Annotated in this window: 18 protein-coding genes and 1 riboswitch; of the genes, 8 read left to right on the top strand and 10 right to left on the bottom strand. The window is 71.6% G+C overall.

The window, feature by feature from the left end; genetic code table 11:
* Positions 1–834 precede the first annotated feature (834 nt).
* Entirely contained in the window at positions 835–1,293 is a 459-nt protein-coding gene (locus tag ACZ6ZP_RS24365; RefSeq protein ID WP_351164490.1) for an RrF2 family transcriptional regulator, read from the top strand.
* On the opposite strand, the gene ACZ6ZP_RS24360 is transcribed toward ACZ6ZP_RS24365, so the two are convergent.
* Positions 1,290–1,730, bottom strand: coding sequence for a hypothetical protein (locus ACZ6ZP_RS24360; protein WP_469408344.1), 441 nt, complete (start codon positions 1,728–1,730; stop codon positions 1,290–1,292). The genes ACZ6ZP_RS24365 and ACZ6ZP_RS24360 overlap by 4 nt on opposite strands.
* A gap of 4 nt (positions 1,731–1,734) precedes the next feature.
* On the bottom strand, positions 1,735–1,962 hold the full coding sequence (locus ACZ6ZP_RS24355; protein ID WP_469408343.1) for a hypothetical protein: 228 nt from the start codon (positions 1,960–1,962) through the stop codon (positions 1,735–1,737).
* A 217-nt stretch (positions 1,963–2,179) separates the two neighbouring features.
* Between ACZ6ZP_RS24355 and ACZ6ZP_RS24350 the strand changes: the two genes are divergently transcribed.
* From ACZ6ZP_RS24350 to ACZ6ZP_RS24340, 3 genes are all read left to right on the top strand, one after another.
* A complete protein-coding gene (locus ACZ6ZP_RS24350) occupies positions 2,180–3,385 on the top strand; it encodes an acyl-CoA dehydrogenase family protein (RefSeq protein ID WP_469408341.1) in 1,206 nt (401 codons plus the stop codon).
* A gap of 67 nt (positions 3,386–3,452) precedes the next feature.
* Positions 3,453–4,235 (top strand): thioesterase family protein, encoded by a 783-nt coding sequence (locus ACZ6ZP_RS24345; protein ID WP_351164417.1) that lies wholly within the window; start codon positions 3,453–3,455, stop codon positions 4,233–4,235.
* A 179-nt stretch (positions 4,236–4,414) separates the two neighbouring features.
* Positions 4,415–5,236, top strand: a complete 822-nt coding sequence (locus ACZ6ZP_RS24340) for an endonuclease I family protein (protein WP_366465025.1) — start codon at positions 4,415–4,417, stop codon at positions 5,234–5,236.
* A 56-nt stretch (positions 5,237–5,292) separates the two neighbouring features.
* Here ACZ6ZP_RS24340 and ACZ6ZP_RS24335 read toward each other — a convergent pair whose 3' ends face one another.
* Both ACZ6ZP_RS24335 and ACZ6ZP_RS24330 read right to left on the bottom strand, forming a co-directional pair.
* A complete protein-coding gene (locus tag ACZ6ZP_RS24335; protein ID WP_399980971.1) occupies positions 5,293–6,270 on the bottom strand; it encodes a 2-hydroxyacid dehydrogenase in 978 nt (325 codons plus the stop codon).
* Positions 6,267–7,439, bottom strand: coding sequence for a lactate 2-monooxygenase (locus ACZ6ZP_RS24330; protein WP_399980968.1), 1,173 nt, complete (start codon positions 7,437–7,439; stop codon positions 6,267–6,269). The genes ACZ6ZP_RS24335 and ACZ6ZP_RS24330 overlap by 4 nt, the downstream gene beginning before the upstream one ends.
* Before the next feature lie 125 nt (positions 7,440–7,564).
* Between ACZ6ZP_RS24330 and ACZ6ZP_RS24325 the strand changes: the two genes are divergently transcribed.
* Positions 7,565–8,761 carry a PucR family transcriptional regulator gene (locus ACZ6ZP_RS24325; RefSeq protein WP_469408338.1) on the top strand — a complete coding sequence of 399 codons (1,197 nt, stop codon included), beginning with the start codon at positions 7,565–7,567 and terminating at the stop codon, positions 8,759–8,761.
* 217 nt (positions 8,762–8,978) lie between these two features.
* Positions 8,979–9,662: a hypothetical protein gene (locus tag ACZ6ZP_RS24320; RefSeq protein WP_468615946.1), complete on the top strand. Its 684-nt coding sequence runs from the start codon at positions 8,979–8,981 to the stop codon at positions 9,660–9,662.
* 44 nt (positions 9,663–9,706) lie between these two features.
* Here ACZ6ZP_RS24320 and ACZ6ZP_RS24315 read toward each other — a convergent pair whose 3' ends face one another.
* The 4 genes from ACZ6ZP_RS24315 to ACZ6ZP_RS24300 form a co-directional block, all read right to left on the bottom strand.
* On the bottom strand, positions 9,707–10,837 hold the full coding sequence (locus ACZ6ZP_RS24315; protein WP_469408337.1) for an LLM class flavin-dependent oxidoreductase: 1,131 nt from the start codon (positions 10,835–10,837) through the stop codon (positions 9,707–9,709).
* A gap of 14 nt (positions 10,838–10,851) precedes the next feature.
* Positions 10,852–12,276, bottom strand: a complete 1,425-nt coding sequence (locus tag ACZ6ZP_RS24310; RefSeq protein ID WP_469408334.1) for an NtaA/DmoA family FMN-dependent monooxygenase — start codon at positions 12,274–12,276, stop codon at positions 10,852–10,854.
* A 22-nt stretch (positions 12,277–12,298) separates the two neighbouring features.
* Positions 12,299–13,576 (bottom strand): LLM class flavin-dependent oxidoreductase, encoded by a 1,278-nt coding sequence (locus tag ACZ6ZP_RS24305; RefSeq protein ID WP_399980956.1) that lies wholly within the window; start codon positions 13,574–13,576, stop codon positions 12,299–12,301.
* A gap of 77 nt (positions 13,577–13,653) precedes the next feature.
* The gene (locus ACZ6ZP_RS24300) at positions 13,654–13,842 is read right to left on the bottom strand and encodes a putative leader peptide (RefSeq protein WP_361470957.1); all 189 of its coding nucleotides are present in this window, start codon (positions 13,840–13,842) and stop codon (positions 13,654–13,656) included.
* Between the two features lie 49 nt (positions 13,843–13,891).
* Positions 13,892–14,007, bottom strand: a riboswitch (SAM riboswitch).
* Between the two features lie 258 nt (positions 14,008–14,265).
* Between ACZ6ZP_RS24300 and ACZ6ZP_RS24295 the strand changes: the two genes are divergently transcribed.
* Positions 14,266–14,403 (top strand): hypothetical protein, encoded by a 138-nt coding sequence (locus tag ACZ6ZP_RS24295; RefSeq protein ID WP_351164401.1) that lies wholly within the window; start codon positions 14,266–14,268, stop codon positions 14,401–14,403.
* A 75-nt stretch (positions 14,404–14,478) separates the two neighbouring features.
* On the top strand, positions 14,479–15,210 hold the full coding sequence (locus ACZ6ZP_RS24290) for a glutathione S-transferase family protein (protein WP_366464763.1): 732 nt from the start codon (positions 14,479–14,481) through the stop codon (positions 15,208–15,210).
* On the opposite strand, the gene ACZ6ZP_RS24285 is transcribed toward ACZ6ZP_RS24290, so the two are convergent.
* Both ACZ6ZP_RS24285 and ACZ6ZP_RS24280 read right to left on the bottom strand, forming a co-directional pair.
* Complete coding sequence (locus tag ACZ6ZP_RS24285) at positions 15,198–18,029, bottom strand: beta-L-arabinofuranosidase domain-containing protein (protein WP_469408331.1); 2,832 nt, start codon at positions 18,027–18,029, stop codon at positions 15,198–15,200. The genes ACZ6ZP_RS24290 and ACZ6ZP_RS24285 overlap by 13 nt on opposite strands.
* A gap of 177 nt (positions 18,030–18,206) precedes the next feature.
* Positions 18,207–20,159 carry a M13 family metallopeptidase gene (locus ACZ6ZP_RS24280; RefSeq protein WP_351164398.1) on the bottom strand — a complete coding sequence of 651 codons (1,953 nt, stop codon included), beginning with the start codon at positions 20,157–20,159 and terminating at the stop codon, positions 18,207–18,209.
* Positions 20,160–20,195: the final 36 nt, after the last annotated feature.

Below are 20,195 nucleotides of genomic sequence, written 5' to 3'. Positions count from 1 at the left end.
CAAGGTCGCTCCCGCCCGCTTCACGACCCTGCAACGAGCCCGACATCGCAAGGGTGAGTCGGGCCACCCCGGCTCGCCAAATCCCGGTCCCACAGGGCAGGTTGCACCGCCCGCCCCGCGAACGCTCCCGGAAGGGCAGCCATGCCGCACACCTCCGCACCGCCCACCTCCGGTGACGCCCACCGGGAAGCGAACGCCGCGGCCGTGCTGCGCGCCGCCCTCGACCAAAGCCCGGTCCCCCGCAGCGCGATCGTCCGCGGCGCCGGGCTCAGTCCGGCCGCGGTCTCCCGCCAGGGCACCGACCTGGCCCGCATCGGCCTGATACGGGAGGTCCCGGGGCTGGTGGCGGCCGACGGCGTGGGCCGACCGCAGATCCCGGTGGACCTGACCTCGCCGGGCGGCGGTGGCCCGGTGGCCGCCGGGATCCACATCGGCGTACCGCAGTCCACCTTCTCCGTACGCACTCCACCTTCTGCGTGGCGGACCTGCGTGGCGGACCTGCGCGGCCGGGTCCTGTCCCACGGCACGCTCCGCCACGAGGGCACCCCCGCCGCCGAGCTGCCGGACGCGGTGGGGCGCGCGCCGGCCGCGCTCCTCGCCGAGCGCACGGCGGGCGGACCGGTTCTGGGGGTGGGCGCGGCCGTCGGCGGTCTGAGCCGTCTGAGCCGTCTGAGCGGATCGTGGGTCCGCACGCCCAACCGGCCGTGCTCCCGGTGGCCGCCGCCACGGTGCCGTTGCACCCGCTGTTCCGAAGTCCGCTGTGGACCCTGCGCGAGGCCGCCCCTTGACCAGGGGCGATACGTGCCGTTCAGGGCAGTGCAGCATAATGCGGCCATGCGGATCTCAGCCAGGGCGGACTACGCGGTACGTGCCGCGCTGCAACTCGCCGCGTGCCAGGACGACGGGCCGCTGAAGGCCGAGGCCATCGCGGACGCCCAGGAGATCCCGCACAAGTTTCTCGAAGGCATCCTCAACGACATGCGGCGCGGCGGTCTCGTCCTCAGCCAGCGCGGCGGCAACGGCGGCTACCGCCTGGCCAGGACCGCCGAAAGCATCAGCATCGCCGACGTCATCCGCGTCGTGGAGGGCCCCTTGGTGTCGGTGCGCGGAGTGCGCCCACCGGAGCTGGCCTACAGCGGGCCCGCGGAATCGCTGTTGCCGCTGTGGATCGCGCTGCGGGCGAACGTCCGCCAGATCTTGGAGGGCGTGTCCCTGGCCGACGTCGCGCGCGCCGAACTGCCCACCCCGGTCACGGCGCTCGCCGCGGACCCGGCCGCGTGGACGAATCCTTAGGCGAAGGCGTGCCCGGTGAGGTCGAGGGCCAGCCGGTTTCCCCAGTCGTTGGTGAAGACGGCCGTGCCTCCCTCGTGGCGCACGCCCACGAAAGGGTTGGCGGAGAACATCACGGCGACCCACCGCAAGGAGCGGTCGGCGTCGAGACGGGCGAGATAGCCGATGTTGCCCATCCCGCTTCCCCCGCCGCAGATCCGTCCCGCTCCGTCCGGCAGTGGGCTCTCGAAGGTGGGGTGCGCCTCGGTGACACCGTCCTCCTCGATGGCGCGGGCCACGTCGATCGGTGCTCCGAGACGGAAGGGGATCGGCTGCCCGGCGTCCGGGTGGTAGGCACCTGGGCCGTCGACGTGCACGGCCAGGCCGGTGTCGTCCGGCCGGTACAGCCCGTCACGGAAGGGCATCTCGCCCACCCCCCACAGCCGCTCGATCAGTCCCACGGCCTCACCCCTGGCGGCGGTTGCGCGGGTGGTTGCGCGCCGTGCGCTCGTTGCCATGCTTGTACGCACCGGTCCAGCGGGCCATCACCAGCTGGGCGTCGCCCGACTCGACCTCGGCGAGGAACTTCTCGGCGCGCGCACCGCGCAGCGTGCCGGCCGCGCGGCCGTGGTGGGTGATGGTCACGCTGGTGTCGGGATGTTGCGCGTAGGTGAAGCCGGAAGGTCTTGGCATGGTCGGATGCTAGGCATCCGGGCCGTCGTCGCGTAACCGAATTACGGTGCGACCTCGGGCGACCGACAGGAGACGCCCTCGGCCGACCGGCCTTCGCGATCCCATACGGCGAGACAACGCCGTCCGCCCCTTGAACACCCCCTTGCCGCCGCGGGAGTTCGCGGCCCACTATTCCTATCAATCAGGTAGGGAAACTAGGAATCTGTGAGGCGTCCCCGTGACAACGCTGATCCCCTCCGCCTCGCCGCGCGTCGTCCGGGAACTCGCCGACGACCTCGCCGTCGACGCGGACCTGCGCGACCGGGCGGGCAAGCCCCCGTTCGACGAGGTCTCGCGGCTGCGCGAGGCGGGCCTGCCCGCGCTCCTGACGCCGTCGGGACAGGACAGCGCAGGCGGCCGGGGCAGCGACTGGCGCACGGCGTGTACGGCGGTCCGGGAGATCGCGGCGGCGGACAGCTCCATCGCCGAACTCCTCGCACACCACCACGCCCTGTCGTGGAGTCCGCGCCTCTTCGCCGCGCCCGAGGACGCCGCAGCGCTCGAACTGCGCGCCGTGCACGAGCAGTGGCTCTGGGGCGGTGACATCGAGCTGCCGGACGCGCAGACAGGCACCGGCCTCGCGCTCACCCCGACCGCCGACGGGTACGTCCTGCACGGCCGCAGGGCACTGACCGCGGGCGTCGCCGTCGCGGACCGGCTCGTCCACACCGCGCGGCGCACGGACAACGGCGAATGGGTCGTCGTCCATGTGGACCCGGCCCACCCCGGCATCAGCGCCGAACCCGCGCACGACCTGCTCGGCCAACGCCTCAGCGGCGCGGGCGCCGTCAGCTACGACGACGTGCCGGTGGCCGCGCACCAGGTGCTCGGCACGGTCCCCGTGGACGAGCACGAGATCTCGCCGTTCACCGCACTCGCGCCGCTGACCCGCCGCCTCCTGCTCGTCCAGGTCGGCCTGGGCAACGCGGAGGGCGCCCTGACCGAGGCGCGCGACATCAGCCGCGCCCTGCCGCGCCCCGCCCCGACGGCCGCTCTCACCACCGGCGGGGACTGCGGGCCGCCGCCCACCGACCCCTACCTGCTGCTCGCCTACGGGGAGTTGGCGACGGCCGCGCACAGCGCCGCCTCGGTGGTGGAACGCGCGACGGAGGCGCTGGCCCGGGGCCTGGCGGCGGGGCCCGCGCTCGGCGCCGACGAGCGTGCCGACATCGCGTTCCTGGTGGGCGCGGCCGAAGCGGTCACCACCCAGTCCGCCCTGCACATCACCACCCGCGTCCTCGAACTCACCGCCGACGCGCCCTCCCCTTCGACCGACCCCGGGCTCGACCGCTTCTGGCGCAACGCCCGCGCCCTGACGGCCCACAGCTCCGCCGCGCACCGCCTTCGCGACATCGGGGAGCACTACCTCAACGGGCTGAACTGACCACCCGTACGATCTTTGCTTACCGACGAGGCGTCCCGCACCCGCAAGGCCGAGAGGTAAGCACCCCGTGAAGACCGGCAGTTACTACGAGCCCATCGACGAGCACCGCTACAAGCCCACGCTCCACGCGGGCGGCGCCTGGGACACCGCCGAACAGCACTTCAGCCCGCTCGGCGGTCTCGTCGTCCATGCCATCGACCGCCATCTGGCCGACCGGCCGGACAGCGGCCTCGTCCTGTCCCGGATCAGCTTCGACATCCTCGGGCGCCTGGCCCTCGACGAGTGCGAGATCCGGGTGGAGACCATCCGGCCGGGCCGCACCATCGAACTCCTCGAAGCCGTCGTGCTCATGGCCGACCGTCCGGTGGTGCGTGCCCGCGCCTGGCTCCTCAGCTCCGCCGACACCAGCGCCGTGGCGGGCGGCGGCGCGGACCGGCTCGCTCCTCCCGAGGCGCTGACGCCCTGGCCGATGGCCTCCGTGTGGCCCGGCGGGTACATCGCGTCCCTGGACGTCCGCCCGCTTGCGCCCCCGCAGCCGGGCCGCACGACGGCGTGGATCTCCACCGGCCTCGACCTCGTCGCCGGGCAGAGCGCGAGCCCGCTGGCGTCCTACATCGCGCTGGTCGACACGGCCAACGGCATCGCCGTACGCCAGTCCCCCACCGCCTGGATGTTCCCGAACGTCGACCTCACGGTCCACCTGCACCGGCAGCCCGAGGGAAACTGGACCGGCCTCGACACCACGGTGACGTTCGGACCCACCGGCCAGGGCATCACCAGCACCGTCCTGCACGACGTCACCGGCCCCGTCGGACACGCGCAGCAGATCCTCACCGTGCGCCCCCTGTAGACCACTTGGGCCCGTATGTCGCGTCCATGACATCGTCACAGATTCGACGCACAACGTTCATACAGTGATGCGCCCACCCGTGCCACTCTCCCGTTGGCCCACTTGTCAACTCGCGTAGAACGCGGCTCCTGTTGGAGGGATCCGCGGTGCGTGAGCCTCCGGGAGAGGACACCCCTCACATGCCCGTCCCTCACATACGTCGCTGGAAACCGCTGGCCATGACGGCCGCCGCGCTTCTCGTCGGGATCACCGTCCCGGCCGCCGCCGACGCCGCGACCACGGCCCCCACGCCGGCCGCGGCACCCGCGGGCGCCTACGACGACACGTACTACAAGGACGCTCTCGGCAAGACCGGTCCGGAGCTCAAGAGCGCCCTGCACACGATCATCAGCGACCAGACCAAGCTGTCGTACGACCAGGTCTGGGACGCCCTGAAGGTCACCGACCAGGACCCGGCCAACAGTGCCAACGTGATCCTCCTCTACACCGGCCGCTCGCAGAGCAAGGACAGCAACGGCGGCGACCCCGACCAGTGGAACCGTGAGCACGTGTGGGCCAAGTCCCACGGCGACTTCGGCACCGCGACAGGGCCGGGGACCGACATCCACCACCTGCGCCCGGAGGACGTGTCGGTCAACAGCACCCGCGGCAACAAGGACTTCGACAACGGTGGCAGCGCGGTCGGCGAGGCGCCGGGCAACAACACCGACTCCGACTCCTTCGAGCCCCGTGACGCCGTCAAGGGCGACGTGGCGCGGATGATCCTCTACATGGCCGTGCGCTACGACGGCGAGGACGGCTTCGCCGACCTGGAGCCCAACGACAAGGTCTCCAACGGCAGCGCCCCCGCCATCGGGCGGCTTTCCGTGCTGAAGCAGTGGAACGACGAGGACCCGCCGGACACGTTCGAGAAGAACCGCAACCAGGCCATCTACGACCAGTTCCAGCACAACCGCAACCCGTTCGTCGACCATCCCGAGTGGGTCGGAGCGATCTGGTAGGTCACGGTCCGTCGGTGGGGCAGCGGCCCGGTGCCGCCGCCCCACCCGGCCGGGCGTCAGGACACGACGTCGCCCAGCGGCTTGCCCTCCAGGTGGCCGACGACGTTCTGGATCGCCGCGAGACCGATGCGCACCAGCGTCTCGCGCGTGACGCCCGCGACGTGCGGGGACAGCACCACGTTCGGCGCCTTGAGCAGGCGCAGGGCGGCGGTGGGCGGTTCGGGGTCGAAGACGTCGATGCCCGCTCCGGCGAGCGTGCCGGCCGTCAGCGCGTCGGCCAGGGCGTCCTGGTCGATGAGCGCGCCGCGCGACGTGTTGATGACGAAGGCCGTCGGCTTCAGGAGCGCGAGTCGTTCGGCGTCCAGGAGGTGGCGGGTGTCGTCGGTGAGCGGGGCGTGCAGGCTGACGTAGTCGGACGTACGCAGGAGCTCGTCGAGTTCGACGTGGCGCGCGCCGCCGAGGCGGGCCTCCGTCTCCGCTGCCGCCGGCCTGGGGCCCGCATAGACGATGGTCATGTCGAACACGACCGCGCGGCGGGCGACTTCCTCGCCGATGTGGCCCAGTCCCACGATGCCGAGCGTCTTGCCGGAGAGCTCGGTGATGGACTGCTGGAGCCGGGGCAGCGCCCAGTCGGCCTCGGTGAGGGCGGTGTGCGCCGGGATGAGCTGTTTGGCGAGGGCCAGCATGAGGGCGAAGGTCTGCTCGGCGACGTTCTGCTTCTCGGCGCCGCTGGAGCCGATCGAGCAGACGTGGACGCCGCGTTCACGGGCCGCGTCCAGGTCGACGTAGTCGAAGCCGTGGCTGGCGCACTGGACGACTTCCAGGTCCGGGGCGGCTGCGATGTGCTCGGCGGTGACCGGCGCGAGACCGGTGATGATGATGTGTGCCTCGCGCAGGGCGGCCGGGTCCTCGCCGGCCGACTCGACGACGGTCACGTGCGCCGAGTCGGGGAGCAGCCCGGCGAGGGCGCCGCCCGCCGCGCGGCCGCCCACGTGGGGCGAGACGATGGCGAGGACGTTCTTCAGGGCGGTCATGCGGTCTCCTCGATCAGGTCGTCGGGGGTGAGGGTGGCGGGCCCGGCGTGCCCGGACAGCGCCAGGGTCAGGTCGAGTTCGGCGAGCAGACAGCGGATGACGTGGTCGACACCCGCCTGTCCGTCGAGGCCGAGCCCGTAGGCGTACGGGCGTCCCACCAGGACGGCCTCGGCGCCCAGCGCGAGCGCCTTGAAGATGTCGTCACCGGTGCGGATGCCGCTGTCGAACAGGACGGAGAGCCGGTCGCCGACCGCCTCCACGACACGCGGCAGGGCGTCGGCCGCCGCGACGGAGCCCGCGACCTGGCGGCCCCCGTGGTTGGAGACCACCACCCCGTCCATGCCGGCGTCGGCGGCGCGGCGTGCGTCGTCCGGGTGCAGGATGCCCTTGAGCACGATCGGACCGTCCCAGTTCTCGCGCAGGAACGCCAGGTCCGGCCAGGTCTTCGCGGGGTCGGCGAACATGCCGACGAAGTGCATCACGGCCGCGTTCGGGTCCTCGTGCACCGGCTTGGCCAGGCCCGCCCGGAACGCCGGGTCACTGAAGTAGTTGGCGGTGCCCACGCCGTGCAGGAAGGGCAGATACGCCTGGTCGAGGTCGCGGGGCCGCCAGGCCAGGAGCGGGGTGTCGAGCGTGACGACCAGCGCCGTGAAGCCCGAGGCCTTGGCCCGGTCCAGGAAGCTCTTGGTGACGTCGCGGTCCTTGGCCCAGTACAGCTGGAACCACCGCTGCGCGTCCCCCATCTCCTTGGCGACCTGCTCCATGGGGGTGCTGGACGCCGAGGACAGGATGTACGGGACGCCGCGGGCCGCGGCCGCGCGGGCGGCGGCGGACTCGCCGTCCGGGTGCATGATCGACAGGACGCCGATCGGGGCCAGGGCGAGCGGCGCGGGCAGCCGGTGGCCGAGCACCTCCACGGACAGATCGCGTTCGTGCACGTCGCGCAGCATGCGCGGCACGATCCGGCGCCGCTCCAGCGCCTCGCGGTTGGCGCGGGCGGTGCTGCCGTTGCCCGCACTGCCGGAGACATAGCCGACGGGCCCTGGTCCGAGGCGCTGTTCGGTCAGCTCCTCGAGGCGGGTCAGGTCGGTGGGCAGGCGGGGTACGGCGCCGGTCATGCCGTTGAGATAGATCTCGTACTGGAAGTCCGCCCAGTTCGGCTTCGTCATGTGGTGGGTCCCGTCCGGTGTCCGTGAGACTGCGTGCGACTGCACTACCTGTCCGACGATCCTTGCCACTGTGACAAGCCCCGTCCATGGTCGTACGCACCCTTTTCCGATGGCACTATCACCCTGTGACAAACAAGCGGGAGCGCGTCCGCCAGGAACTCCTGGCCGATTCCCGCCTCGTCGAGGCGGTCGTCGAGGCGGTGCACGAGCAGGTTCCGGCGTACACGGCGCTCGACGGCGGCAGGTTCCCCGAGGTGCGGGCCATCGCGGCCTGGGCGACGGACCGGCTCCTGGACCACTGGGTGACGGACGGCGCGATCGGCGACGGGGAGCTGCGGCGCTTCCGCGGGATCGCGGCGGCGCGCGCCGCGGACGGCCGCCCCCTGCAGGCCGTGCTGCGCGCCTACCGGGTCGCGGCCGCGGTCCTCGCGGACGAGGTCGCCGCCCGCGCGCCACAGCTGTCCGCGAAGGACGCCTTCGCGCTCGCACAGCTGCTGCTCACCGCCATGGACACCATCTCCGAGGAGATGACGACGGCGTACGCGGCCACCAGTGAGCGCCTCACGGGCGACCGCGACAGATCGCTTCAGCTGCTGCTCGACGACCTGATCGCGGGCCGCCATGCGTCGCTGGGCGCGCTCAGCGCCAGGGCATCGCGCCTGGGCGTCCACCTCCCGGAGCGCTACTGCCTGTTGGTGGCGCAGCCGGTGGACGCCAGGGCCCTGGAGAACGGCTCGTCCGACATCTCCCTCCCCACGTCGACCGCGCTGCTCACGGCCCTCGGTGGCGGCGGGAGCCACGGCACGTCACTGGCGACGACCCACGGTTCGCGTGCCGTACTGCTCCTTCCGGCCACGTCCGCCGACGCCGCGCCGGAGGTCCTGCGCCGGCACGCCTGGCGCGGCTGCGTGATCTCGGGCGAGAGCCTGGACCGCGTCGCGGTCGCCCACCGCCTCGCCGCGGGCGCCCTGGACACCGCTCCCCCGCACGCCCACCACGCCGACCGGGTCCTCACCGACGCCGACGCGCACGTCCTGGCGCTGCTCGCGGGCCACCCCGTGGTCAGCCCCGACCAGATCGGCCGCATCGTCCTCGGCCCGCTCGTCGAACCCGCCCAGCGCCACCTCCTGGAAGCCCTCACCGCGTACATCGACACCGGATCGGCCAACGCGGCGGCCCGCGAGCTGCACCTCCACCCCCAGTCCGTGCGCTACCGCCTGCGCCGCGTCCGCGACATCACCTCGCGCGACCCTCAGGACCCGTGGCAGCGCCTCACCCTGGACATCGCCCGCACGATCGTGCTCGGGGGCCGGAGCGGTTAGGGGCCGGCCGCCGCGGGCGCACGAAGGCGCCGCGCTCCCCGGTGCGCGATCCCTCCTCCCCCGGCGCGCCGCCGCGGCTCAACGCCCCGGCGCACGGATCGAGTTCACCTATCCGGACTGATCGCCTCCACCTCCGTTGTGCCGCCCTCGTGGAGCGCGCGAATCTCGTGGCACCCGTGGCACCGGTTTGCGCCCGCGCGGCGCCGAGAGGAGACACATGCCCAGGTCGTTCAGCGGCGAGGAATTCCTTCAAGCACTCACGGCGGACACGGTCCGCGAGAAGACCGCGATCGTCGGGATGGTCAAGAAGTCCGAAGAGAGCGCGGACAGCGTCCAGTTCGCTCCCGGCACGACGTGTCAGGACTGGACGACGATCCCCGTCGGCCTCATCGACCAGGTGGACCTCCTGCGCCAGGTGCCCTGCGACGACCACACCCACAGCCTCGTCCAGCTCACGCTCAAGGACTCCGACTCCCCCGAACACACCGTCCTGGCCGCACTGCTGGCCCACTACGCGCGCGTCGGCGCCGCGCCCGCACCCTCGCCGTGCGGAGCACCGGCGCACACCCAGCCACCACCGCAGGGACCGCAGGCCCACCCGCAGGTCCAGCCGCAGCCGCCCCGCCGGCCCCGGTCACAGGGCCCAGGAGTCCAAGGCCCGGCGGTGACCCCCCTCACCTGGGGCGTCTCCCCTCAGGGCACACCTCCGCAGGGCACGCCCCAGGCCCAGGCCGCGTGCGTGGACGGCAGCTCAGCCTGTGTGAGCGACGGAAGCGGGGGCTTCACCTGCATGGCGTGCTGTTACGGCTACTGGCACGACATCGGCCCCTGCCTCTACGGCAAGTGGTTCGGCTGCAACGGCGTCAACTACAACGCGTACAACTGCTGGCCCATCGGCTGACCTGTGTCCGTCCGCCGGGCGGCGCCGCCCGGCGGACGGACACCTCACCCCCTGCGCCGCCACTCCTGGGCGAGCAGCTCGTAGGAGCGCACCCGGTCGGCGTGGCCGTGGGTGATGGTGGTGATGAGCAACTCGTCGGCGCCCGTGGCCTCCTGGAGCTGTTCCAGGAGGTCGGCGACGCGGCCCGGGGAGCCGGTGAACTGGGTTTCGGTGCGGTCCTCCACCAGCGCACGGTCCGCGTCGGTCCACACGTGCCGGCGCGCTTCTTCCGGCGTGGGGTACTGGATGGCGCCCTCGGCGGTGCGGATGCTGCGCACCCACGGGCCGTAGCCCGCGGCCAGTTCCCGTGCGGTCTCGTCGTCCTCGGCCACGACGACGTCCGCGGAGACGGTGACGTAGGGCTTGTCGAGTACCTCGGAGGGTTTGAACGCGGCGCGGTAGCCCTCCGCGGCCTCCAGCACCGTGCCGGGGCTGACGTGGTAGTTCGCCGCGAAGGGCAGGCCGTTGCGGCCCGCGACGTCCGCGCTCTGGCCGCCGCTGCTGCCCAGGATCCACACCTGGATGTCGGCGCCCTCGCCGGGCACGACATGCGCTTCGACGCCGTCCGCCGACCGGTAGGTTCCGGCGAGCAGCGCCAGGATGTCGTCGATCTGCTCGCCGTAGTCCTGCGCCTCGGCGTGCGGCTGCTGGAGCAGCTTGCGCTGCAGGGCGACACGGGGCGAGCCGAGCAGATGCTCGTACGAGAACCGCGGCGGGATGCGCAGCCCATTGGGGGCGCGGCCGTCGACCACGGGGGTCGCGGTCGGCGGCGCGGCGCCGGACGCTCCGGGCGGTCGGCCACCGGAGCGGCCGAGGCCCAGGTCGAGGCGCCCGGGGTGCAGCGCGTCGATCAGGCCGAACTCCTCGACCGTGGACAGAGCGGTGCGGTGGCCGAGCTGTACGGCGCCTGCCCCGAGCCGGATCGTCGAGGTCGCGGCGGCGGTGAGGGCGAGGACGACCGCGGGCGAGGTGCCGGCCACGCCCGGGTTGAGGTGGTGCTCGGCGAACCAGTAGCGGGCGTAGCCGAAACGCTCGGTCTGCCGGGCCAGGTCGATGGAGTTGTGCAGCGCCCCGGCCGCCGTGGAGCCGGTCGAGATCGGCACCAGGTCGAGGACGCCGAGAGGGATGGCGGGCATGGTGGGTGGTCCTCTCAGTGGTCGGCGGAGACGGGCTCGGGCAGGCGCGCCTCGGGGGCCGTGCGCGCCCCGGCGTCGGGGTGGGCCAGGCCGAGGTGGTCGCGCAGGGTGGCGCCCTCGTACTCCGTGCGGAACACGCCGCGCTCCTGGAGCAGCGGCACCACGGTGTCGGCGAAGGCGTCGAGACCGCCGGGGGTGATGTGCGGGACGAGGATGAATCCGTCGGACGCGTCGGCCTGGACGAAGGAGTTGATCGTCTCGGCGACGGTGGCCGGGGAGCCGACGAAGGACTGGCGGTTGCCGGTCTCGATGACGAGGTCACGGATGGACCACTTGTTCGCGGCCGCGAGCTCGCGCCACTCCCGCGCGACGGCCAGCGGATCGCGGTACATCCGCACCTGGGCGCGGCCTCGGGCGATGGTGTGCTCGCCGATGTCCGGGTCGATGTCGGGCAGCGGGCCTTCGGGGTCGTACGCGGAGAGGTCGCGGTTCCAGACGAACTCCAGGTGCTTGATCGCGGTCGCGCCGCTGACCTGCTTGCGCCGCACCTCGCGGGAGAGTTCCTCCGCATCGGCGTCCGTATCCCCGAGGACGAAGGTCGCGGCGGGCAGGATGAGGAGCTGGTCGTGGGTGCGGCCGTGGCGGGCCAGGCGGCCCTTGACGTCCGTGTAGAACTCCTGGCCCTCCTTCAGCGTGCTGTACCGGCTGAAGATCGCGTCCGCGCCCGCCGCCGCGAACTCGCGCCCCTCCTCCGAGTCACCGGCCTGGAAGACGACCGGTCGGCCCTGCGGGCTGCGCGGGACGTTGAACTGCCCGTGGATGTCGAAGTGTTGGCCCTGGTGGACGAAGGCCCCTGCCTGGGCGTCGCGCAGGAAGGTGCCGGACTCCTGGTCGGCGACGATCTCGTCCCCGCTCCAGGAGTCGAACAACTCGTTCGCCGTGCCGAGGAATTCCTTCGCCCTGGAGTACCGCTCCTCCTGCGGGAGGAATCCGCCGCGGCGGAAGTTCTCTCCGGTGAAGGCGTCCCAGGAGGTCACCACGTTCCACGCGGCGCGCCCGCCCGACAGGTGGTCCAGGCTGGCGAACTGGCGGGCCACTTCGTAGGGCTCGTTGAAGGTGGAGTTGATGGTGCCGGTCAGGCCGAGGTGTTCGGTGACGGCGGCCAGCGCGCTCAGGACCGTGAAGGTGTCGGGCCGTCCGACGACGTCCAAGTCGTATATTTTTCCGCCCTGTTCGCGCAGCCGCAGTCCCTCGGCGAGGAACAGGAAGTCGAACTTGGCGCGTTCGGCGGTCCGCGCGAAGTGCGCGAAGGAGCTGAACTCGATGTGGCTGCCGGCCTCCGGGTCGCTCCACACGGTGGTGTTGTTGACGCCGGGGAAGTGGGCCGCGAGGTGGATCTGCTTGAGCGGCTTGTCCCGCTCGCCCTGTGTCCTGCTCATGACGGGGTTCCTTCCTTCCGGGTCAGGCGGTGGCGGAGGCAGCGGCGGCGTAACGGCTTGCGGGGCGGGTGAGGCCCAGCAGACCGCGCAGGGTGTCGGCCTCGTACGCGCGGCGGAACGCGCCGCGGCGCTGGAGCTCGGGCACCAGGCCCCGGGTGATCGCCGGGAGGTCGTGGCCGACGCCGGCGGGGCGCAGCCGGAATCCGCTCAGCCCGGCCTGATGCAACTCCTGCAGCAGGTCCGCCAGTTGGGCGGGCGTGCCCGTGAACACCCGTGCGTCGCTGGTGTACGGGTGACCGGCGAGGGCGTCCAGACGATCCCGTCGGGCCACGGCGGCGGCCGGGTCGTCGTCGAGGAACACCACCAGGTCGCCGAAGAGGTGCAGGGGCTCGTCGGAGCGCCCGGCCGCGTCCTGTTCGGCGCGGACCGCCGTGACGACGGCGCGTGCGTGCCCGGCGTCGCGCGGGGTGACGTATCCGATGTCGGCGGAACGGCCGAGCAGCCGGAACGGCGCTTCGGTCGGGGTCTCGTGGGCGAGCGCGCTGACGACGGGACGCCCCTGCGGCGGCCGGGGTGTGATCGAGGGGCCCTTGACGCTGAAGTGCTTGGACTCGAAGTCGATGTAGTGCAGCTTGTCGCGGTCGATGAAGCGGCCGGTGGCGGCGTCCCGGATCTCCGCGTCGTCCTCCCAGCTGTCCCAGAGCCGGCGCACGGCCTCGATGTGGTCGGCCGCCTCGTCGAAGAGGTCGAAGGTCAATTCCCGTACGTCCGGCCTGCCGAGGTCCTCGACGGCTTCGAGGGCGGGAAGCGTGCGGCGCCCGAAGTGCGCGGCCTCGTTGCGGCGTGCGGACACCTGCACCCGTACACCGGCGCGGCCCTCACTGACGTAGTCGAGCGTGGCGATCGCCTTGGAGATGTGGAAGGGCTCGGTGTGCGTGGCCACCACGGTCGGCACCAGCCCGATATGGCTGGTCAGCGGGGCGACACGGGCGGCGATGAGGACGGCGTCGAGCCTGCCTCGCACCTGATCCGTGCGTCCGTCGGGCTCGGTGAAATGCGAGGACTGGAGCCCGAGCGCGTCCTCGATCGTCACGAAGTCGAGCAGGCCGCGTTCGGCCTCGGTGACGAGGTCGGCCCAGTACCGGGCGGTGAGCAACTCCCTTGGGCGGGCGTCCGGTTCTCGCCAGGCGGCCGGGTGCCAGCCCGCGCCGTCGAGCGCGACGGCGAGGTGCAGCCCGGCGGAGGGAGCGGAAGGAGCGGAAGAGGGCAGCGAAGATGAGGGTGAAGGTGATGACGACACGAAAGGTGTGCCTTCCTGATCGACCGTACGAGAACACCGGCCCCTCGGTTCCGAGGGTGCGGCGGCGGGGTGACGGGTCAGGAACGACAGAGCGCGCCGGCGACGCGCTGCAGGTCGATGTGCGGCCGGGAGTACAGATGCACCTGGCGGCTCGGGGCGATCACCGGGACGCGCGGCACGAAGGACACGGGCGACATGGACGGCGCGGACGGCGCGGACGGCTTGGGCGGCGTGGGCTCGGACGACACAGCTGACGCACGTGGCACGTCCGTCACCTCCACCCTTTCCGGCTCGGCGGGCCCCGGGGCCTCGCCGGTCTCGCGCTTGCGGAGCCCTGGATACGGGCACCGCCTGGTCCTCACCTGGAGCACCCCGCCGCGAGGGAGGGTTGCCGGTCAGCAAGCCAGGGCTTGACGCTGACGCTCATAACCTGCTCGGGACGTTACGTGAGGCCGTTGCGGTGCGCAATGCCCGTGGATCATGGGCGTGCTCACATCGCCGGACGCGCCTCGCCCTCCGTCCCCGTCAGGGACAACCGCCGGGCCACTCCTTCTGTTCCGCTCCGGCGCCAGGAGTTCCGCCCGGAGTTGCCTGGGCCTTCTTGACGGCGCCGGGCCCCCGCGCCCAGACTTCCGGGGACGGTCACGTTTTCCCGGACACAACGGGCCTCGACGGCAAGGCTGGTGGACATGACCAGGGCGGTTGGTGAGAGCGGCAGCACCCAGCGGCCCCTCCTGTCCGCGCCCCGGCCCCGCCCCCGCGTCCTGACCAGGCGTCTGCACATCGACCTGCTGCGCGTGTGCAGCGCGTCGATTCCAGCGCTCTGACGTCACGCGGAAGAGACGCCCCCGGCGCCGTGCGCACGGCCCGGTCGGCGCGCCCCCTCAGCTGTCTGGAGAGCCATGCCCGAGATCACTGCGTCGCACCGTTCCCGCACGCCTTCCCCGGAGGATTCCCGCTCCCCGAGCGGCGTCTGTCCCCCACCGATCCGCAGCCGCATCGGCGCCGCCCTGGCGGGCGGCTTCTATTCGGCCCCCCACCGCTACCACCTGTACCTCTCGGCGGAATGTCCCCGCTCCCTGCGCGTCTCGATCACGCTCGACCTCCTCGGACTCAGGGACGCGGTCACGACCACGCTCCTGACACCGGACACCGCCCCGGCGGCGCTCGAAGAGCTGCACCGCTGCTACGAGGCCACCGAGCACCACTTCGACGGCCCGCTGACCGTCCCCGCACTGTGCGACCGATGGAGCGGGCACGTCGTCAGCAACCACACGCCCGACATCCTGGGCGACCTCACCGACCGCCTCGCCGCGCACGGCAACGGCCCGCTGCTCGCCCTGCGCCCACCGGCCCTGGTGACAAGGATCGACGCCTGGCACGAACTCCTCGCCGCCCCGCTCACCCCCGCGACGCTGGACCGCCTCGACCACCGCCTGGCCTCCCACTCCTACCTCGTGGGCGACGAACTCACCTCGGCGGACGTCGACTTGTGGACAACGCTCGTCCACCGCGCCCCGGAAGCGACGGAGGCCACCTCCCCGTACCCCCACGTGCGTACCTACGTACGCCGCCTCCACGAGCACCCGGCCTTCTATGCCAACCACCCTCGCCCCTGTGGTCACCGCGCGTAGGACGCCTCCCGTGCCGTGCGCACCACCTTCCTGCCCTCCGCCGCGCTCAGCCGGCCTGCGCCCACCCAGGAGTCCACGGTCGTCTGGGCGTGCTTGACCAGCGCGCTCTTGTTCCTGAAGGGAGCTGCCGACCAGATCGCGTCGAGGAGCGTCGTGCCGCCCGGGCCCGTCGGGTTGGTGACGCCGGAGTCGGTCGTGCCGAAGACCACCGTCCGTTGGGACCGCTGGAAGTAGGCGTGTGTCGGGTCCTTCGTGCCTTCGGAGAAGGGGGCGAGACGGATGCCGTCGAGCGTGTAGTGCAGCGGCCGGCCGGTGACCGGCGTGAGGGTGGGCAGCAGGTCGCCGGAGAGTGCGGCGTTGCGGTAGAGGCCGAACCGGAGGTAGGTCCTGGCGCTGTCGCGGGCCACGAGATGGACCGGTCCGTAGAACAGGGCCTGGATCTCCGGCTTGTCGAGGGTCTTCTCCACCCGCAGCCGGAAGGGGATCGAGACCCGGACGGTGTCCCCGTCGCGCCAGGTGCGGGAGACCGACAAGTAGCTCCCCGGAGCCGGATCGGCCTTCACCCTGCTGCCGTTTACGGTCACGGCGAAGCCGTCGCTCGCCCACGCCGGTACGCGCAGCCGCAGGTCGAAGGCGGCCGCGGAGCCCCGGACCGTGAGCGTCGCGCCCTGTTCCCTCGGGTAGTCGGTGGCCTGCGTGACCGTGACACCCTTCTCCCTCCAGGTCAGTGTGGAAGGGCTGTAGAGGTTGACGTACAGGGCCGATCCGTCGGCTTTCTGGAAGTAGACCGAGTCCTGGTACTTGGTGGCGCTCTCCATGCCGGTGCCCTCGCAGCAGGTCGTTCCCGCCTTGGGCGTGTAGTCGCGTACATGGCCCGGAAGCAGGCCGATGAAGTACGTGACGAGCGGCTTCTCCGCGTCGGCCTCGTCCTGCTTCGAGCCCAGGACCTGGTTGTACAGGGCCCGTTCGTAGTAGTCCATGTACGCGGGGTCCTGCTCGTGCAGGAACAGCGCCCGGCTGAGCTTGAGCAGGTTGTACGCGCAGCAGGTCTCGGCGGTGGTGTCGCTCAGTGTGCCCGCGATGACGCCGGGCGCCTTCCAGAACTCTCCGGTGCTGGTGCCCCCGATGCCGTACATGCGGGTGGGGACGACCATGCCCCAGAAGTTCTTCGCGGCGGTGAAATAGCGCCGCTCGCCCGTCTCGTCGTACAGCCGCAGGAGTCCGGTGAAGATGGGGATGTGCTGGTTGGCGTGCAGCCCGTCGAGGATGTCGTCGCCCGCGGCGCACGCGTCGATGAGCTTGTCGAGGTCGAAGAGGCGGGCCAGAGCGAGGTGTTCGGCCTTGCCGGTGATGGCGTACAGGTCGCAGATCGCCTCGACGATGCCGCCGAACTCGCCGCTGGAGAAGATGCCCCACATGCGCTGCCGGGTGCTCGCGGGCAGTTTGGACAGGCGGGAGTGCATCCAGTCGCACAGGCCCGACGCCAGGTCGAGCGCCCGGGGGTCGTCCGTGTGGAGGTACGCGTCGAGGACGCCCCGCAGAATCTTGTGCGCGGTGTAGTACGGCGCCCACACGACGGTGTAGTCGCCGCTGGTCATCGACTCCAGGGCGATGAACTGCGTCTCGGGGTACGCCGCGAGGAACCCCGGGTGGCTCGGTCCGCCCCAGGTGCGCCGCAAGGTGGCGCGCCGCCCGCGGCCGGAGCCGTCGGCGAAGGAGGCACCACTGGTCTCGTCGAAGGCGTACGAGGCCAAGTCCCCCGCTCCGGCCGGTGACCCGGCGGCAGGCACCTCCTGAAGTCCGGCGATCTCGCCGGCGGTCAGCGCCCGCGACCAGAGGTTGACCTCGTCGAACACTCCGGCGAAGACGGGGTCGGCCGCGAAGTGGGAGCGGCCGAGCCAGTTGTTCTTCAGGGAGCCGAGGGCGGCCGGATGGAGGGTCATCGCGGTGTTCGCCGCGACCGCGGTGCCGTTGACGTAGAGCGTGCCGGTGGCGCCCCGGATCGTCACGGCCACGTGGCTCCACTCGTCCAGGGCCAGCGGTGCGGTGCCGTTGATGCCCTGCTCGCCGCCCGGTCCGTTGGACGTGATGGCGAAGCGCGGGACTCCTTCCGAGGTGCGGGCGGCGAGGTAGAGGTAGCGGCTCGCGTCGTTGCCGCAGTCCAGGATGCGGGTCCAGGCGGCGTCGTGGGTCGGCTTCACCCAGGCCGAGAGGGTCACGTCCGTGGCGCCGCCGAGGACGCCGGAGGGGAGATCGACGTACTGGCAGGAGCCGCGGACGTTCTCCGCGGCGGTGCCGAACCTGCCGGGGACGCTGAGGACGTTCGGGTCGTGGCGGAGGGCTTCCCGCACCTGTGTCAGCGCCTCGACCATGGAGCGGATCTTGTCGGCGTACGCCTTCTCGCCCGTGCTGCCGTAGGCCTGGGCGAGCATGGTGAGGAAGTGGCCGGTGTAGTGGCCCCGGAGGTTCCCGTTCGCCTCGCCGTCAAGGCCCTCCCACCCGCCGGGGGCCACCGCGCCCCGGGTGGAGAGGCCCGCGTTGGCGCGGAACACCTGGAGCAGCCGGTCCACGTCGTAGCCCCGGCCGTGGTCGAGCATCAGGGCCCGCTTGGCGGCGAAGACGCCCTTGCGCAGCGCCACGTCCTTCAGCGCGAACGGCTGCGCCGTCCAGCTCGAAGGGGTGGCGGCCCGCGCACCCGCCCGCACCACGGATCGCGGAGCCGCTCCCGCCCTGCCTGCCGCGAGGGACGGGATCACCGGCGCCGCCGCCGCGAGAGCTGCGGCACGGAGGACGGCTCGTCTGGCGGGTGCAGGGCCCATGGTGCCTCATTCCGACTCATTGATGTTCGATATACCGGACACAGTTCGGATTACCGACCAAGAAAGTAGGAGTGCGGCGAAGGGCACGTCAATGCTTCTGTCAGGATCCGACGATCAGCGGCCGACAGAGCAGGAATGACCGGCGGCCGCGGCAACAGGGCCGCGACCGCCGGGCGTTCACCAGATCCGGACGCGCTCCGCCCGGTCGAGCCAGAGACCGTCGCCCTCCGCCGTCCCGAACGCCTCGTGGAACTCGTCGAGGTTCCGGACGATGTTGGCCCGGAACTCGGGCGGCGAGTGCGGGTCGATCGTGAGGTACTGCTGCTCCTGCTCCTTGCGGCGCTTGGTGCGCCAGCAGTAGGCCCAGTTCATGAACAGCCGCTGGGAGCCGGTCGTGCCCTCGCTCGTGGGCATCGGCTCGCCGTTCAGCGCGATCTTGTACGCCGTGTGCCCGATGGTCAGGCCGCCCAGGTCGCCGATGTTCTCGCCCACCGTGAGCGAGCCGTTGACGAACTCACCGGGCAGATTGCGCGGCGAGAAGGCGTCGTACTGCTTGACCAGCGCCTTCGACTTCGCCTCGAACGCGGTCTTGTCGGCCGCGGTCCACCAGTCGTTGAGGTTGCCCGCGCCGTCGTACTGCGCGCCCTGGTCGTCGAAGCCGTGGCCGATCTCGTGGCCGATGACCGAGCCGATGCCGCCGTAGTTCTCGGCGGGGTCGGCGTCGGGCGAGAAGAACGGCTTCTGCAGGATGCCCGCGGGGAAGCAGATCTCGTTGGTGCCCGGGTTGTAGTACGCGTTGACCGTCTGCGGCAGCATGAACCACTCGTCGCGGTCGACCGGCGCGCCGATCTTGGCGAGCTGCCGATCGGACTCGAAGGCGGCCGCCGCGTGCGCGTTGCCGAGCAGGTCGTCGGTGGAGACCTCCAGGGCCGAGTAGTCGCGGAAGGTGTCCGGGTAGCCGATCTTGGGGCGGAACGTGGCGAGCTTCTCGTACGCGCGCTCCTTCGTCTCGTCCGTCATCCAGTCGAGGCGGGCGATCGACTGGCGGTAGGCCTCGAGGAGGTTGGCGACGAGGTCGTCCATCATCGCCTTGGAGCTCGGCGGGAAGTGCCGCGCCACGTACTCCTTGCCGACGGCCTCGCCGATGGAGCCCTCGACGAAGGCGACCGCCCGCTTCCACCGGGCGCGCAGCTCCGGGGTGCCGTTGAGGGTGCGGCCGTAGAACTCGAAGTTGTTCCGGACGAACGCGTCCGTGAGGTAGGGCGCGCAGGAGCGGAGGACCCGGACCATCGCCCAGTCGCGCCACTGCTCGATCGGCACCTCGTCGAGGACCGCGGACAGGTGGCGGAGGTAGGACGGCTGGCGGACGCACGTCTCGGCGATGGTGGCCTCGGAGCCGCCGAGCCCTTCGGCGAAGGCGCGCCAGTCGAAGTGTGGCGCCAGGGTGATCAGTTCGTGCAGGGTCGTGAGGTTGTAGGTCTTCTGCACGTCACGCGTCTCGGCCCGCTCCCAGTGTCCCGCGGCGAGGCGGGTCTCCAGGGCGAGGACGCTCTGTGCGGCCTCGGCGGGCGAGGCGTGCTGCCCGAGCGTGAGCAGTTCGGTGAGGTGGGCGACGTACTTCTCGCGGATCTCGGCGAACTTCTCGTCGCGGTAGTACGACTCGTCCGGCAGGCCGATTCCGCCCTGGAGGATGTTGAAGAGGTAGCGGTCGGAGTCGCGGTCGTCCGAGTCGATGTAGCTGCCGAAGAGACCGGAGCCGCCGATCCGCTCGAAGCGGCCGAGGAACGCCGCGAGCTCCCGGGTGTCCCGCAGCCCCGCGACGGCGTCGATCAGGGGCTGCGCGGGGGCGAGCCCGCGGGCGGCGATCGCCTCCTCGTCCATGAACGACGCGTACAGGGTGGCGATCTTGCGCGCGTCATCCGAGCCGGCGCCGTCCGACGCCAGCTCCTGGATGATCACCTTCACTTGTTCCTCGGCCGTGTCGACCAGCTGTACGAAGGGGCCCCAGCTGGAGCGATCCTCGGGGATTCGCTCGGTCTCCAGCCAGTGACCGTTGACGTGGCCGAACAGGTCGTCCTGCGGCCGGATCTCAGGGTTCATGCCCGCGCGGGCGTCATCCAGCATGCTCATTCACGCACCCTACGCGGACACCCCGTCCGAACACGA

It is taken from the genome of Streptomyces sp. NPDC054047, assembly GCF_055585065.1.
The sequence above is the reverse complement of the archived record's forward strand: the minus strand, read 5'-3'. Positions and strand labels throughout refer to the sequence as shown.

Bases quoted from the DNA above. Each gene is read 5' to 3' on its own strand.
- ACZ6ZP_RS24365 (WP_351164490.1), top strand. From the start codon at position 835: ATGCGGATCTCAGCCAGGGCGGACTACGCGGTACGTGCCGCGCTGCAA.
- ACZ6ZP_RS24355 (WP_469408343.1), bottom strand. From the start codon at position 1,962: ATGCCAAGACCTTCCGGCTTCACCTACGCGCAACATCCCGACACCAGC.
- ACZ6ZP_RS24340 (WP_366465025.1), top strand. From the start codon at position 4,415: ATGCCCGTCCCTCACATACGTCGCTGGAAACCGCTGGCCATGACGGCC.
- ACZ6ZP_RS24335 (WP_399980971.1), bottom strand. From the start codon at position 6,270: ATGACCGCCCTGAAGAACGTCCTCGCCATCGTCTCGCCCCACGTGGGC.
- ACZ6ZP_RS24330 (WP_399980968.1), bottom strand. From the start codon at position 7,439: ATGACGAAGCCGAACTGGGCGGACTTCCAGTACGAGATCTATCTCAAC.
- ACZ6ZP_RS24320 (WP_468615946.1), top strand. From the start codon at position 8,979: ATGCCCAGGTCGTTCAGCGGCGAGGAATTCCTTCAAGCACTCACGGCG.
- ACZ6ZP_RS24315 (WP_469408337.1), bottom strand. From the start codon at position 10,837: ATGCCCGCCATCCCTCTCGGCGTCCTCGACCTGGTGCCGATCTCGACC.
- ACZ6ZP_RS24310 (WP_469408334.1), bottom strand. From the start codon at position 12,276: ATGAGCAGGACACAGGGCGAGCGGGACAAGCCGCTCAAGCAGATCCAC.
- ACZ6ZP_RS24295 (WP_351164401.1), top strand. From the start codon at position 14,266: ATGACCAGGGCGGTTGGTGAGAGCGGCAGCACCCAGCGGCCCCTCCTG.
- ACZ6ZP_RS24290 (WP_366464763.1), top strand. From the start codon at position 14,479: ATGCCCGAGATCACTGCGTCGCACCGTTCCCGCACGCCTTCCCCGGAG.
- ACZ6ZP_RS24285 (WP_469408331.1), bottom strand. From the start codon at position 18,029: ATGGGCCCTGCACCCGCCAGACGAGCCGTCCTCCGTGCCGCAGCTCTC.
- ACZ6ZP_RS24280 (WP_351164398.1), bottom strand. From the start codon at position 20,159: ATGAGCATGCTGGATGACGCCCGCGCGGGCATGAACCCTGAGATCCGG.